The sequence below is a fragment of the Floridaenema evergladense BLCC-F167 genome (assembly GCF_041929205.2).
In the GTDB taxonomy this organism is placed as follows: Bacteria; Cyanobacteriota; Cyanobacteriia; order Cyanobacteriales; family Aerosakkonemataceae; genus Floridanema; species Floridanema evergladense.
Genome location: NZ_CM171625.1, coordinates 5824846 through 5840079 on the forward strand (window position 1 = coordinate 5824846; position 15234 = coordinate 5840079).

A 15234-nucleotide genomic window follows, 5' to 3' on the forward strand; every position below is an offset into this window, starting at 1 on the left:
ATTATAACTTGTATATATTTCAGCTTTTATAGTTTGTATTTATCCTTTAAATATTCCCATTTAGCTTGTTCTGGATCGAAGTCGGGGGAAACAGGTGGAGCATTTTCCAGTAGTTCATTGAGGGATTTTACTCCAAATTTTAATTTCTTTTTGGAAGGTTCAACCTGAGAGCTTGATGAATTAATAGAAGATCTGTTTTTTTCCGAAACTTCTTGTAAAATGATTATTTCCGCCTCGCCTGGGGGCATTTTAACAGATTCCGTAATCACTAAGTTACCTGCTTCATCAACTCTTCCCTTAAGTTTGTATGCTTGCATGGTATTCTCCTAAAACTTTGTTTCTAGTTTAGCTGATAAAAATAGAAGTCATTGGCATTCATTTTTGATATTTTAATGCGATCGCATCTCCCACTTATTAATAAAATTAAAGTGCGATCGCAAGGGGTAATTTTTCACGAACTCAGCATTCTTTCAATGCGGCGATCGGGAATAAGCCACATAATTGCCACTAAACTATAAAGTATGAAAGATAACCATGTGTTGACAAAAGAAAGTGCAATTCCCAAGGCATAGATCACCACTGATATCTTGCCTTTAAAATCATTGCCAATTGCTTTTGCTAAAGTAGAATCTTTGCCGTGATGAGCAATCAGAACTCGACTTAAAATGTAGTAGGCGATCGCAGCACAGAAAAGAACAATACCATAAAAAGCGACTGGTAAAGCAGCTAAGTGATTCTCGCCAGTCCATCCAGTGACGAAGGGAACAAGTGACAACCAAAATAGCAGATGCAAATTAGCCCACAAAACTCTACCATTGACTTGTCGAACTGCTTGTAACAAGTGATGATGATTGTTCCAGTAGATACCAAGATAAATAAAACTAAGAACGTAGCTTAAAAATACGGGAATTAGGGGACGCAAAGCAGCTAAATTGGCTTCATGAGGAATCTTCAATTCGAGTACCATAATGGTGATGATAATGGCAATCACTCCATCGCTGAACGCCTCTAATCTTCCTTTACCCATTTTCGCTTACCTCAAATCAAATGTTATTTTGTACTTTAGCGCGTTCGTACCCTAGTTTCCCCCAAAAAACTACAGAATATATCAAAACCATTCTTCCTGAATTTTCACTCCTCTACTTACCATTGTTTGCTCAAACAAATCGGTAGGAAGTGCTTGTTCTACAGGCCAAACTCCAGGTTTTTTCAGTTTACCTTCTAGAATTAATTCTGCTATGCTACCTGTGCCATAAGCTGCGGCTACTGCGGTATTTTTATGAACTAAAGTAGAACAATAATTTGCAGTTTTACCGTCTTTTTCTCCGGTTACTTGGGAACGAATTGCTACACCAATTCCGCTAAACATATCGGTGAAGTTAGTCATTTTAAAACTTACATTCGCCAGAAATTCAATTACGTAGCGATTTTGAATCCAATTAGTAGGCCAAGTTTTCGCTACCCACCAAGTAAGGTAATTGTAAAAGTCGGGTACAGAACCGAATTTTGTGATTACAGTTTGGACAGGGAAAGTATCAGGAATGGTAAATGTTTCTGGCATATCATACCAGTAAACTCCTATGCGTCCGTAGGGTGCGGGAAATTGGACTGTTTCGCGATCGCTATAAGGTTTTAGTTCTTGCCATTTGCCATCTATCCACACTACAAACGGATGTTGTAAACCTAAAAAAGTGGTTCGCATGACGGTAATTCCTGCGCCACCAGATCCAGAAACTACGTAACTTAAATGGATCTTTTCTGTTTTTTCTAATTTTTCTACACCTTGGCGCACCATGCTATTAGAAATACCGGGAAAAATTCCCGTATTTACGATAGCGGTAATTCCTGCTGCTTCTGCTGCCGATTTATATTCTAATGCTTTACTTGTGAACGATCGATGATCGCTGACATCCAAATAATCAACACCCTCTTCAATACAAGTTTTCAAAACATTAGCATCGCGGTAATGAAATGGCCCAGCACAATGAATGACTATTTTGCTAGTAGTAATTGCTTCTCTTAGTTTCTCTTTCTCTGCCAAATCTAAAGCCAAAAAATTGACTTTATTACCTAATTTTTCTGCTACTTTAATTCCCGTTTCTACATCTCTGCCAGTAATAGTAACATCTGCCTTTGTGTGGTTGACTAAATCCGCTGCCACACTGCTACCAATTCTGCCGCTTCCTCCAATAATTAAGATTTTTTCAGTCATGTTAAAAAGCTCTTTCGTTAACTGCAATTGAGAAGTGAAGGGGAGTTCCAAACTTGGATTTTATTCGGAACTCCAGCCAAATTAAAATGTCTTGAAGATCGATTTCGCTGTTGATTTAATCGAGTTTGCCGCATCAGTTAAAGTTTGGGCGAGTGGTTGTTGAGAATGTAGGAAAACGCGAGCGCAATTTCTTCCTGGCATCCCCGAAATTGAACCACCTGGATGAGTCCCCGCACCACTGAGAAATAGTCCTTCAATTGGTGTTTTGTAGTTAGCTAATTCTGGCAAAGGTCGGAGAAATACCATTTGATCTAGAGTCATGTCAATGTGGTAATAATTACCTTTATACGCTCCTAAACGTTCGCCTAATTCTGCTGGACTTTCAACGCGACGGGCGAAAGTTGCAGTCTTTACATTGGGGGCATATTCTGCTAGTTTATCGATGACGCGATCGGCAACCTTATTCTTCAATTCATCCGTCCAACCAGTACCATTTAAACCAGTTCCTTCTGCCCCAAAAACATTATAAGGCGCAAAGAATTCAATCCAAACGGTATGTTTTCCATCAGGTGCCATCGTCGGATCTAACATCGTTGGTTGTACCACATACATCGATGGATTTTCTAAAGGAATTTTCCCAACAGAAGGGTCGCTATGGGCAATTTCTACCTGTCTGACTGTATCAGCAATTAACACCGAACCAATTAAATATTCATCTCTGTGATTATGATGCACAAAGCGTAAAGGTTCATCCATTGCCAAGTCAATTTTCAGGATAGTTTCATTGTTATTCACAATGCGACGTTCCAAGCGTTCCCGCAATTCTGGATCGGCAGCATCTACATCACTTTCATCCATTAATTGCAGGAAAACTCGCCTTGCATCAATGTTAGAAATTACGCCTCTGTTTGCGCGATATTCTATGCCACCAGCGACTCGAACGCCAACAGCTTGACCGTTATCAATTAAGATTTTTTCTACTTTTTGATCGGTAAGAATTTTGCCACCCAAACTAGTAACTAAATTGACTAAAGCTTTAACTAAAGCACCAGTCCCACCTTTAGGTCTAGCCATACCAGGATTATGACGCATTGCCATCATAATTGCCCCAATGCCGAGATTTTTTTGGGAAGGAGGCGCACCTAATTCTGATGCTAATCTTGCTAAAGGTGCTTTTATAAATTCCTCGTCAAACCATTCGTTTAGGATATCTTCAGCACTGGTAAGCATGGTACGTAAAAAGTCAAGGGTTTTGCTAGTAGAACCGATGACAGAAATTAAATCTTTGATCTTTTTAAAATCGTAGTTACCAATAATATCAACTACTGATTTTGGCGGGGCATTAAACATAGGAATCATTGCCCCGATCGCTCTTTGCCAAAAGTTAGTAAATTCGGCATATTTTTGGGCATCTCGTTCGTTGTAACGGGCAATTTCCGCACAAGTTTTTTCTAAAGAACGGTGTGCTAAAAAGTATTTTCCATCGGGATGGGGACAAAATACAACTGGGTCGCAAAATAAATATTCTAAGCCGTATTTTTCCAGTTCTAATTCTTCAACTACTGGCCCCAAGTGAATAAATTCATGGTCGATCGCACAGAGGTTAAATTTAAAACCGGGCGCTTTATCCGGGATGATTTCTTCTGTAGTTGCGGCACCTCCAGGAACCGATCGCTTTTCTAGTAATAAAACGCTGTATCCTGCTTTTAAGAGATAGGCAGCACAAACCAATCCATTGTGACCTGCACCAATAATTACCACATCGTAACTTTCCATCTATCCAACTCCGGGCAGTAGTGTATTTCCTCAATTCTAAAAAAATAAATAAATGTAAAAAATCTGTCTAATTACAGAATTTTTTGTTACGCGATCGCACTAACCAAAACAAAAAGGGACAGAAAAGAGGAAAAGATTTAAGTTTTTATTTTCCCTCTTTTTTGTCCCTTTGTTAATTATTTTTTGTTAATTTTCGCAAATTTAAGCAGTCTTAATTCGGCGATACTTAGCTTCCACAAATGTATAGATACCATAAGCTAAAAGACCGATCGCCACAAGCCCCAAAATCCAAGGGCCATAAGGTTGACCTGCTAACGCCGCTAATGCCTCACCAAACCCTCTAGCTTGATTAGGATTAGAAAAACGCGCCGCTTGAATCAAGAAAAAGCCAATAACAACAAAAACCACACCTCTAGCAAAATAACCAAATCTTCCCAGATTAGTAGCAAAATTTCTCTGATGATGATTCATTTGTTGCCACTTTAAATCTTCCCTGAACTTAGCAGTAAAAGCTTTATAAAATTCATAAAATCCGAAACCAATGATGAATGCCCCTACAATTCCTACTAACCATTGACCGAAAGGTTGTGACATTAAACGTGCCGTCCAATCTTCTGTAGAATTGCTATTGCCACTCCCAGAACCTATAATTAATTTAACAGCAGTTAAAGCCAAACCTGCATAAATTATACCAGCAATAAAACTGCCCAAGCGTCCAAAAATCCCTTTATCTTCTGGGTCTAAAAATGCTTGAAGAAATCGCCAAAGCATATAACCCAGCAATCCAACTGCCACTAAAGCTAATAAAAACTTGCCAAAAGGTTGAGTAACAATTGTTTGCAAAGCGCCTGCGGTATCAGTAGTTTTGCCGCCAGTACCAAAAGCCGCTTGTGCTGCTAGAACACCGACTATTGAGTAAACTATTCCTTTAGCGATTAAGCCAAGTCTTGCTAGTTTTTCTACCCAAGGATCGGCAGCAACTTGTCTGGCTTTCTGTTCTAGATTTCTTGTGTTTTGTTTCATAGTAGTTTGTTGGTTTAGATAAAAAAATCAATGACTTCTTGAATATGTTATTAACTTTGTAGTAGTGACTTTAGTCATTTATTTCCTAAATAAAAAGCGTAAACTCCTAAAAACGAATATCAGAGAAAAGCCAAAAGCTATTTTTTATTTTGGCTTTGGTTTCCATCAGTTTAAGAAGTAGGAAAATCTTTGATGTAAGCTTCAGCTTCTACAATAAGATTTCCTGGTTGCACGTCTAAGTTTTTCAAGCGCAAAGACATTCCCTTCAGTTCAAAATTAGAGAATGGCATTACTACCCTACAAATTAGGTTGTATTTGTTAAAAATTGTATCTGCATCGCGACAGACATTTATCTGTATTCATTCAGCAGTAAAAATCGGCAAATTTATATATGCCTTATGAGGGAAGCTCGGTGATTTTGGCTGTGGTATGAATAGTTAATCTGCCTTTTTCCAAATCGATCTTTTGGATGCGGACTGCTGTTCCACTCATGACAAAATATGGTGAAAATACTAGTTCTTCAAACTTCCGCATCAAGGCTACAGCAAATTGTAGAGAAATACCCGGTGCTGGAGTGCATTGAAAAGACTCGATAAATAAAGGTTCAAAAATAGTACCTGGGTGAATTACTGCTTGAAAATTTACCGATCGCTTATTTTCACCTTCATGCAATATTGTGCTACCTTTGAAGGCGATCGTATTAACATCCGGTAGCTGAATGCTCATTTGTTGCATTTCTAAAGTAACAGTTTGCCGATCGACACTTAATTGAAAAGGTTTCATCTGTCTGCGGACATAATCCGAATTTAGAGCCTGATTAATATCTACTTCTGAAAGTACAATTCTGGCAGAAGCATGAGTTGGTTGTGAAAGCTCTAATTCCCCAAAAAGTACACTCAAAGGATTAATAGCAATGCGATTTGTGGAGATTTCCATCTCTTGCAAACGGACATCTTTTTGTACCACTACACCTTGACCAGAAACCGAAACAGAATGTGCTTTTCCTTGTACAATATCAACCAGACTAGTACGTACATCTACCTCAATATTTTCTGCGGAATCTAGCTGATTAGATAAACCCATTCCTAATGCTGCTGAGATTACTTTTTCTTCTAAGTTGGGTTGATTTTCTTCCGTCATTCGGTATTTCTCCTAGTAGCCTATACTTTCCTACTTTATGACTTCAGCTAAGAGAATAAATCTATATTTAGTCAGAATCAATTGTATCTTTTTAGGTTATTGTTGAGTATTTTAATTCATGTCGAATGAATAGAAATTACCTTAAAAGTACGAATCATGTTAAGTATTCTCCATACCCGCCTCGCCGTTCCGCTTTCTCTTTATCTGCTTCTTCATTTGTTAATAAAGGAATTCCATAATCAATAATTTATTGGCGAATTTTTCTTAACTTTTTGCCCAAACTAGAGGCAGGTTTCCTTGTTTGCTTTTGGTGATAAAGAGCATCAATAAATGCTAAAACTTTTTCTTGCTCATCTGGGTCTAAAGCTTGCCATTTATCTAATAGTTGTTCAGTAGTCATGAGAATTTATCCTAATTTAATGCTAAAATTTTCTGGTAATTCAGGTAGTAATGCTCAAATTTCACTAAAGGCTTTCAATCTAATTAGGACTTACGCAGAAACCCGGTTTTTTAACATAATTCCGTTATTTCAGCGTTAGAGTAGTAACGAAAAACCGGGTTTCTTGGCTTATGGTGCGTAAGTCCTACTAATTTGACTAGAGCTAGTAGAATTGTAATAACGTTTGGAAGAGAGTTTATGAGGAAGTTTGTTGCTGATAAGCAAGATAAACGGCTTCCAAAAATACATCGGGGGTTAAACCTTCTGGCAAATCTTTCAAGTCAATAATATTTCTAATTTGTCTAGCTAAAGTCAAACTTAGTTCATTTTTGGCTGTTGTTGCCATGTCTTTGCGACGTTGTAAATATTCGCGTATAGTGGCAAAGTCGTCAGGTAATAATAAAGATAAATTCGCCATTTGTGGAAGTTCTGTGGCTAATTGTTTGGCTTTTTCAGAGATGGGGAAATTAGTAGCTGCAACTAAGTATTCTTCTTGAACTACTACTGTTCCTGCTGCCATATCACCGAGTCGTTTTTCTTTGCGCGTTAGCATGATTAAAAAAGCACCAATAAACAAGGTGTCATCAATTGGACGTAGTAAAGCTCTTAAGGTTGCTTGTTGAATTCGTACTCTTCTACCATCATCACGAATTACCCGAATTTTAGTGTAACGTTTTCCTGGTGTTTGTCCTTGCCATAACACTTCAAAAAATACGAAATAGCCTGTGTAAATGGCAAAGTTGAGGAATATTGCGATCGCAAATAACCAAAGCCCTAAATTCCTGGCATTGCCAAAACTATCTATAATAACTACAGTAAAAATTCCCCAAGCTACCCAAAACACAATTAAGGTAAAACCCAAGGCGATATAATCAATCAACAAAGCTAAAGCGCGATTACCAATTCCGGCTAAAGTAAATTCTAATTCTACGCTTTCTGGAGTTTGTAAAGTAATTCTGTTGAAAAATCGCATGGCACCTGAACAGTTTTGATTTTGAAGTTTTGAGTGTTGAATTGGAGGAGCGAGTTGGGGAAATAGTTTTATAATTATAGGAGAACAGTTTAAACACAACTCGCCCTCGCTAAGAGATAGTTTAGCGATCGCGTAACCGCAAATCTAAGCCTTCCCGACGACTACGCAAATCGTAATAAATTACTGCTTTGACAGCTTGCCAGAAAGGCATAATAATTGCCCCACCTACTAAACTTAAAAGAAGGGAAATCATCTGAGCAGTTGCGTAAGCCGAAGTACCTGGTTCTGTACCAGCTTGAAAAAATGAGGGAATATATCCAGTAACTATTTGAATTGGGATTGTGACTAAGAATGCCACAACAATAATGTATTGAATTTTGCCGACGGCATCTTTAGTTAAATCCCAACTTCTATCAATACTTTGGCTACCAGTAGTTGTGCTTTCTTCAACTGCTAAAGGTACTTCAGCAACAAACCATCGGGAATAAAATCTAATAATCATTATTATGCCTACAATGAACACAGCAAGACCAACAATTATTCCTATAAATACACCTGTTTGTGTTCCTAAAACACTGATGGGAAGCAAGACAACTGCTAGTAATGCTAAGTACCAAAGAATGTAAAGTCCTAATAACCGTAATCCAACGCCAAAACCTACTCCTAAAAATGACCAGAGACGTGGATCGATGCGATCGCGTGCTGCACTCTCTGTTTCGGGTTTATTAATTAATTCACAGAAAGCTAAACGGGCAATTAATCCATGAATAGCGCAATATTTTGCCCAGCCATATATCGGTATTAAAAGCCACAAATAGGCTGTTATGGACAGCTTAAGGTATGTTTTCAGATTAGAGCGATACATCACTAATCCGGCGCTAACAACGTTACCAACACCAAGGGGACGAATAGAACTTTGTGACATAAGTCAAAATTCCTTAGCAACAGTGCATAAGCTTTGACGCTATCTTAAGTTACGCTGATAGTAGTTTGGGGAAAAATTTATGAATATTCAACGTTGGATTGCGCGGCGAGAACCAAACTGGAAACGGTTGGATAATTTATTAAAACAAGTGGAAAAAAAGGGACTTAAGTCACTACAGGCAGAAGAAATTAAGGAATTGGCAAGTTTGTATCGATCGGTTTCCGCAGACTTGGCGCGATCGCGTACTCAAAAAGTTAGTGACACTCTCACTCAAGATTTACAAATTCTCACATCTAGAGCTTATAACCAAATTTACCAAGGTTCTCGTCGGCAAGAATGGGCAGCAGTTTGGGAGTTTTATCGCTGGGGTTTTCCTGCTGTCATACAGCAAACAAAAGGTTATATTGCTGTGGCAACAACTATGTTTATTTTAGGTGCGATCGTCGCTTGGTGGTATGCGTGGCAAGACCCTACATTTTTGTCAATTATCGTACCAGAACGACTAATTAGAATGGTACGCGACGAAGGTAAATTATGGATGGGTTCAATTGTTGGTATTGAACCCTTAGCTTCTAGCAGCATTATGATTAATAATATTTCCGTTTCTTTTGGCGCTGTTGCGGGGGGAATGACAGGAGGAATTTATACAACTTTTTTAATGTGGTACAACGGATTAATTATTGGTGCTATTGCTACTTTAGTAGGACAAAATAAATTAGCTTATCCTTTTTGGGCGTTTGTATTTCCTCACGGTTCTCTAGAATTACCAGCAATTTTCTTCGCAGGTGGCGCAGGTTTATTAATAGCTAGAGCCATGTTTTTTCCTGGTAAATATAGTCGTGGTGACGCATTAAAATATTACGGAGGTTTGGCATCTCAATTAGTTTTTGGCATTGTACCAATGTTAATTATTGCTGGAACAATTGAAGGATTTTTGTCTCCTAATCCTGCTATCCCCGCACCAATTAAGTATTTTGTAGGAACCGCACTTTTTTTGCTGTTAATTCTTTATTGCAATCTAAAAAAACCAGAATGATGAGAACCCTGATTTCTTGAAGAAGTCAGGTATCTAGTAGATTCAGCGGCGAATTAGTAAACTTAAACCTTCGCGCCGATTTTGAATATCGAAATACATCATTGCTTTGATTGTTTGCCAAAAAGGTAATACTAAGATGTTGACTAATACTAATAAACCAATGGCTAAAATCAAAAACAAATCAGAATCATTGAGTTTAAAATAAGTGATTCCGAAGTTTAATAATCCTAAAATAATTTGATACAATAACAAGATAGGAAAACAAACTAAACTGGCAATTGTAATAATTAACTGAGGTCGAAAACCGTAACTCCTGATTAGTTTATCACTTTTTTTGAGCGCACCCCACATATTAACATTCTCTTCTATAGCGAGAATAACTTCTGTAATAAAAAACCTAGAATAAATTGTAATTACCATTGTTATAAAAGCAATAATTAAGAAAACAATTAATAAAACATAAGTTAGAAGTGCCAAAATTTGCGCTAAGTCACTTTTGGGAACATAAGGATAAACAGATGAATAAAGGAATTGAGATAGCATTATTCCTGCAATTACTGCAAAGACAAACAAAAAATTAAAGCTGATATATACTACAACAGTAACGATAAATGCTGAAAGTAAAAAGCCGATTAATTTCCGATTTACTTGCTTTTGAGTAGATTGCCAAGGTTCAGGATTTTCAGTAATTTCTTTAAATGTTAATCGGGAAATCAAAGCAGAATTAGCAAAAAATTTCGCCCAACCTAACAAAGGAATAATTAACCAAATATGGGCAATTAAACTGATAATAAAATATGATTTGAATCGAGAACGATAAATTTGTAATCCACCAGTGACTATGTTACCAGGATTGATTAATTGCATGAGAATTAGCCAAGGATTTACAGTTGATTTCGAGCTTTTAATTGCAAGTATCGATCGACCAATTGTTCGCTAATTTGATTTGCTGGTGCATCTAAAACTAACACTCCTTTTTGTTTTAATTGAGCAAAGGCAACTTGACGTTGCGATAATAAATCTAAGGCGACAGCACGACTATAAGCACCGTCTAAATCTTTGGTAAAATTGTGTGCTTGTTTGTCAACTTGGGGATCGCGTAAAGTTACACAAAATGGCAAATAACGAGGGGTTAATTTTCCCAATGCTATTAGTAATTCTGAGGAAGCGGTAATGTCTATGATGTCTGTAATTAGTACTACTAATGCGCGTCGAGTTTGCTGATTTACTAAAGAAGTGCAAGCACCGAGATAGTCTGGTTCTAAAAATACTGGTTGAATTGGTGTTAAACGATCGATCAGTTTCGCCAATTGATTTTGTCCTCTTTCTGGAGGTATCCAACTCACAATTTCTCGATCGAACACTGCAACACCAACGCGATCGCCGCGATGAATTCCTGCTAATGCTAAAGAAAGAGTGGCATTTAATCCCCAATCAAAACGTTTTAAACCTTGCACATTTGCTGTCATTAATCTGCCGCGATCGAGCAAAATAATTAAAGTTTGTTCTTTCTCAGGTTCTAAAACTCTTACTTGTAAAGATGCGGAAGGTGTCGCACCCAAACGGCGTGCTGTTGCTTTCCAATCCACAAATCTTGGATCGTCTCCGGTGCGATATTCGCGCAATTCAGCAAATTCTGTACCAATTCCCATGCGTCGAGATTGGCGCATTGTGCCTGTATTTTGTAAGGTTAATTTAATCGATAATTGCCGCAATCCTAACAAGTCTGGATAAACAGCAACTTTGGTACTTTGGGGAATTTTTCGATCACACCAAGCTAAACCCCAAGCACCTAATTGTCGCGCTTGAATATCTCCCCAAGCATACTCGCCTCTGTGGGTAGGATGAACTGTGTAACTAATTTCTTGAGTGGTATTGTTAGGCAAAGAAGTTTGTAATTTGGAGTTAGAAACGCCAAATTCTAAGGGATAAAAGTCACGAATTTGAATCAATGCTGGGCGTTTTTTTGATTTAATTGATAAGGTAACTGGGTTATCTCTACCAATAGATAATCTACCCAATGGTTGACGGGTAATTTCTACCAGATTTCCCCGTTCTCGCCAACTGTCGATCGCCATTAACAGCAGTAAAATTACATCAAACAACAAAGCGCCTAAAATGCCAGTATTGACGCTAAAAAGTGATGCTAAGGAAATGGCGATCGCCACTCCCAACACTAATAGTAAATAAAACTTTCCTGAAGGAATCATCTTTCTATTTTCGATTTTGGATTTTAGATTGTAACTTTCTTCTCGTAATTGCTCATCTAGGAACAGCTACTTGAGTTAATAATGAAGAAATTACCGCATCAATTTGCAATCCATCCAATTGAGATTCTGGACGTAAAATTAATCGATGTCGTAACAATGGACGGGCTACAGCTTTGATATCATCAGGAGTAACAAAATCTTTTCCTGATAGCCAAGCATGAGCTTTACTTGTTTGTAACCAAGCACCTGTAGAACGAGGAGAAGCACCCAAAGCTAAATCAGAATGTTGACGACTTCTTTGCACTAAAGCTAATAAATAATCGATAATTTTTTCATCAACTTTCACAGCATTTACTTCTTGACGGGCGGCTAAAATACTCTCTACCTTTGCTACAGGTTTTAATCTGGCTAAATCTTGCCTTTTCGCCTGAAAACCAGACTCACGATTGAGTAACATTTGCTTTTCCGCAGCGGCATCAGGATAGTCAACAATTAACTTAAATAAAAACCGATCGAGTTGCGCTTCTGGCAGCGGATAAGTCCCCTCAAATTCTAACGGGTTTTGGGTGGCGATCGTCCAAAATAATTCCGGCAAAGGCAAACTTTCCCCATCCATTGTTACCTGTTGTTCTTCCATCGCTTCTAACAAAGCGGATTGGGTTTTTGGTGGAGTGCGGTTAATTTCATCAGCTAACAATACTTGGGTAAAAACAGGCCCTTTTTTTAAGGTAAATTGGCGGGTATTTAAGTCAAAAATATTAGTGCCAATAATATCAGCAGGAAGGATATCTGGAGTCAGTTGAATCCGGCGAAAATCAGCTTGAATTATCTGTGCTAAAACTTTCACTAGTAAAGTTTTTCCCGTCCCTGGAACTCCTTCTAAAATTACATGACCCCCTGACAACAAAGCTACTAATAATTGTTGTACTAAAGTAGTCTGCCCCACTACAACTCGGTTTAATGCTTGACTTAACCGATTAAATACTGTTAATAGTTCATCGTTCATTTGATTTTACCACTAGCAATTATTGACCAAAACATAAACCGATGCCAGCCTCCAAATTTAGCTGTAAGTTCGATCGAAAATCTAAGAGCGAAAATTTACAATCGAATGGCGTATTTGTTGCCATTTTTCTAACCAGTTTAGCAACTCTTGTTCGCTAAGGCGACGTTTTTTAGATTGAATTTGTAATACTTGTTCCAGTTCTATTGCTGTTCTGCCTGTTTGTTCTACCCAAGCATTGACTAAGGTTTCTTCTGCAACAGGTATTTGTCCTAAACCTAAAGCTTTTTGTAATTGTAACTGTTCTTCTTTGCCGATCGTATCTAAAACAAATTCTCTGGTTTCTGCTTTTTCCAGTACCCCAGCTAATGCTTGAATATAAGCTTCGCTGTTGTTAACTGAAGGCGTTGTGAGTTTAATTGGTTGTCCAAAACGGCGCAGATTAGCCAAAATTAAAATTAGCAAAATTATTATTAGTTGGATAAAGGCAGCAAATAAAGGTGTTTTAGCTAAGTAACTCACCCAACCTTCGTTATTTTCTGCAACAATAGTTTCCCTGTCTTTGTAACCATGAATATATTCGTTTACCCAAATCAATTTGCTATCTTCACTGACTAATTCTGCCAATAATTTGTAATTTCCTGGTTCATCTTGATAAGCATTAGCGCCCAGATAAGACGTAGTTGCATAAATGACTTTTCCTTTGCCTATTTTTTCTTCCCAAACGATCGCCCCAAATCGATCGCCCAATCTTTGCTGGATTTTTTGATTAATGGCTTTCCTTCTAGTTGTGGAAATTTCCACTTTACCAAAAGGACTTTCTTGCTTAGTGGTAAAATTTGCCTTTGTCACTGGTTCTTTTATCCCTAAAATCACCAAACTATTACCTTTTTCTATCCATTTTTGCTCCCCAGAATTCAACCATGATTCAGTAATTTCACTATTCACTCGTAACAGAGTCGCTGGTGTATCCGTCGGTTGATTATTGTTAATTCCCGGTAATTTATCCAAAGGTTTTTGCCAGCGCTTTATCGGGATTTCTTGTTTTTCCATGAAAGCATACCAAGCACCGTAACCGCTAGGAGAACGATTATAAGTAGAACCAATATTACTATTAGTATTTTGCGGAGCAGCTATTAAGGTAATCAATATTAATGCTGCTAAGACGATCGCCAAAAACCACCAATTTCTTCGCGAAAGTTTCATTGTTTTTCAATTTCCTGATACGCTTGCTGGCATCTTTCAAATATTTCTAAAGAAATTACACGATTAGCAAAACATAGCTGTTCGTGCGTATTCAATAAAATTTGATATGCTTCCCGATTAGGTAAGTTTTGAATTAATTGCCGATATTCGCCATCTGTCCGGCTAGTTTCATCGAGAATTATACCCCGATCGTTCAATCTTTGGATCGTTGCCATGTACAAACAACGGACTGCTTCTTGATAGTTCCCTTCTAGGTAAAATTTGCGCGATCGTTCTATCCAAACTGATACTTTTAACTTATTAGCACCTGCTTTTGTTAGCCCAGCATTTGACAATGAGGGAACTGAATCATAATATTTTTGCCAATTCTGCCAAATCTGCCGACCCAACCAAATCAATATTAACCCTAAAATTAACCAAAATATTCCCCGTACCACTAACCATAATAAATCTAAAAACCAAGGCTCCAAACTTAACTCTGGTACTTGATTCTGATTCCTTGCCGTGACCGACTCTAACCATTCGTTAAATCGCTGCACCTGTTGCTGTAACTCCCAAAAGAAATTGGTTTTCTCAAAACTTTGTGCTGCCATAATTGTTAAATTCTTCGCCTTTATTTTACTATAATATAGTAATTAGATTATTGATGAATTAATCAATAGTTTCAGCTAAAATTATCGAGAGCAGTTGAAAATGGTAATATATTTTTACAAAGTTTATGAACCTTACGGCTGTTTTTCCAATTTTTCTCCGCATGGGATTTTTATAGAAGGAGAATATTGGCAAACAGTAGAACATTACTACCAAGCAAATAAATTTTTAGGCACAAAAGATAACCTTGTCATCCCGTTAATTAAAGCTGCTTCTACACCGGAAAAAGCTGCATCTTTAGGGCGCGATCGCATCCGCAAAGTCCGTTCCGACTGGGAAGAAGTCAAATGTTCGATTATGCGCCAAGCAGTACTCACCAAATTTCTCACTCACTCAGACATCCAAGAAACCCTCCTTTCCACTGGCGAACAGCTAATTGTGGAAAAATCTCCCACCGATTATTATTGGGGTTGTGGTTTAGATAACACTGGTCAAAATAATTTAGGTCAAATTCTGATGAGCGTGCGTCAGGAAATCAGAGAACTAAAAAACCGCAAGTAAAATTCACCAAACTGCTCCTTTGAAAGAAGAAGAAATTTCTCTTTTTCTTTCTCCCTCCAAGATGAGTATTTAAATTAATTTTAAAAAGATAAATTAATTTATGCAAATAAATAACTATTTTTATTAACAATGTAAATTT

At 37.6% G+C, this 15234-nt stretch carries 16 protein-coding genes; 2 read left to right on the forward strand and 14 right to left on the reverse strand.

The features are described 5' to 3' along the window. Window positions 1-26: 26 nt before the first annotated feature. From ACE1CA_RS27890 to ACE1CA_RS27930, 9 genes are all read right to left on the reverse strand, one after another. Window positions 27-317, reverse strand: coding sequence for a hypothetical protein (locus ACE1CA_RS27890; protein WP_413278270.1), 291 nt, complete (start codon window positions 315-317; stop codon window positions 27-29). 134 nt (window positions 318-451) lie between these two features. Next, window positions 452-1027: a TMEM175 family protein gene (locus ACE1CA_RS27895; protein WP_413278269.1), complete on the reverse strand. Its 576-nt coding sequence runs from the start codon at window positions 1025-1027 to the stop codon at window positions 452-454. A gap of 81 nt (window positions 1028-1108) precedes the next feature. Then, window positions 1109-2212 carry a saccharopine dehydrogenase family protein gene (locus ACE1CA_RS27900; RefSeq protein ID WP_486517565.1) on the reverse strand — a complete coding sequence of 368 codons (1104 nt, stop codon included), beginning with the start codon at window positions 2210-2212 and terminating at the stop codon, window positions 1109-1111. Between the two features lie 81 nt (window positions 2213-2293). Next, a complete protein-coding gene (gene crtO, locus ACE1CA_RS27905) occupies window positions 2294-3988 on the reverse strand; it encodes a beta-carotene ketolase CrtO (protein ID WP_413278268.1) in 1695 nt (564 codons plus the stop codon). Window positions 3989-4189: 201 nt separating this feature from the next. Then, a complete protein-coding gene (locus ACE1CA_RS27910) occupies window positions 4190-5011 on the reverse strand; it encodes a DUF1206 domain-containing protein (protein WP_413278267.1) in 822 nt (273 codons plus the stop codon). Between the two features lie 396 nt (window positions 5012-5407). Next, on the reverse strand, window positions 5408-6151 hold the full coding sequence (locus ACE1CA_RS27915; RefSeq protein WP_413278266.1) for an LmeA family phospholipid-binding protein: 744 nt from the start codon (window positions 6149-6151) through the stop codon (window positions 5408-5410). 247 nt (window positions 6152-6398) lie between these two features. Beyond that, entirely contained in the window at window positions 6399-6551 is a 153-nt protein-coding gene (locus ACE1CA_RS27920; RefSeq protein ID WP_413278265.1) for a hypothetical protein, read from the reverse strand. 235 nt (window positions 6552-6786) lie between these two features. Further along, window positions 6787-7563, reverse strand: coding sequence for an RDD family protein (locus tag ACE1CA_RS27925; protein WP_413278264.1), 777 nt, complete (start codon window positions 7561-7563; stop codon window positions 6787-6789). Window positions 7564-7684: 121 nt separating this feature from the next. Further along, window positions 7685-8488, reverse strand: a complete 804-nt coding sequence (locus ACE1CA_RS27930) for a DUF975 domain-containing protein (RefSeq protein ID WP_413278263.1) — start codon at window positions 8486-8488, stop codon at window positions 7685-7687. A gap of 79 nt (window positions 8489-8567) precedes the next feature. Here ACE1CA_RS27930 and ACE1CA_RS27935 point away from each other — a divergent pair, with 79 nt between their 5' ends. Beyond that, on the forward strand, window positions 8568-9524 hold the full coding sequence (locus tag ACE1CA_RS27935; protein WP_413278262.1) for a stage II sporulation protein M: 957 nt from the start codon (window positions 8568-8570) through the stop codon (window positions 9522-9524). A gap of 42 nt (window positions 9525-9566) precedes the next feature. Here ACE1CA_RS27935 and ACE1CA_RS27940 read toward each other — a convergent pair whose 3' ends face one another. The 5 genes from ACE1CA_RS27940 to ACE1CA_RS27960 form a co-directional block, all read right to left on the reverse strand. After that, the gene (locus ACE1CA_RS27940) at window positions 9567-10391 is read right to left on the reverse strand and encodes a hypothetical protein (RefSeq protein ID WP_413278261.1); all 825 of its coding nucleotides are present in this window, start codon (window positions 10389-10391) and stop codon (window positions 9567-9569) included. 17 nt (window positions 10392-10408) lie between these two features. After that, entirely contained in the window at window positions 10409-11734 is a 1326-nt protein-coding gene (locus ACE1CA_RS27945) for a DUF58 domain-containing protein (protein WP_413278260.1), read from the reverse strand. 52 nt (window positions 11735-11786) lie between these two features. Further along, on the reverse strand, window positions 11787-12740 hold the full coding sequence (locus ACE1CA_RS27950; protein ID WP_413278259.1) for an AAA family ATPase: 954 nt from the start codon (window positions 12738-12740) through the stop codon (window positions 11787-11789). An 81-nt stretch (window positions 12741-12821) separates the two neighbouring features. Continuing rightward, window positions 12822-13943 carry a DUF4350 domain-containing protein gene (locus tag ACE1CA_RS27955; RefSeq protein ID WP_413278258.1) on the reverse strand — a complete coding sequence of 374 codons (1122 nt, stop codon included), beginning with the start codon at window positions 13941-13943 and terminating at the stop codon, window positions 12822-12824. Beyond that, the gene (locus tag ACE1CA_RS27960) at window positions 13940-14536 is read right to left on the reverse strand and encodes a DUF4129 domain-containing protein (RefSeq protein ID WP_413278257.1); all 597 of its coding nucleotides are present in this window, start codon (window positions 14534-14536) and stop codon (window positions 13940-13942) included. The genes ACE1CA_RS27955 and ACE1CA_RS27960 overlap by 4 nt, the downstream gene beginning before the upstream one ends. A gap of 100 nt (window positions 14537-14636) precedes the next feature. Between ACE1CA_RS27960 and ybiA the strand changes: the two genes are divergently transcribed. After that, window positions 14637-15095, forward strand: coding sequence for a riboflavin biosynthesis intermediates N-glycosidase (gene ybiA, locus ACE1CA_RS27965; protein WP_413278256.1), 459 nt, complete (start codon window positions 14637-14639; stop codon window positions 15093-15095). Window positions 15096-15234 lie beyond the last annotated feature (139 nt).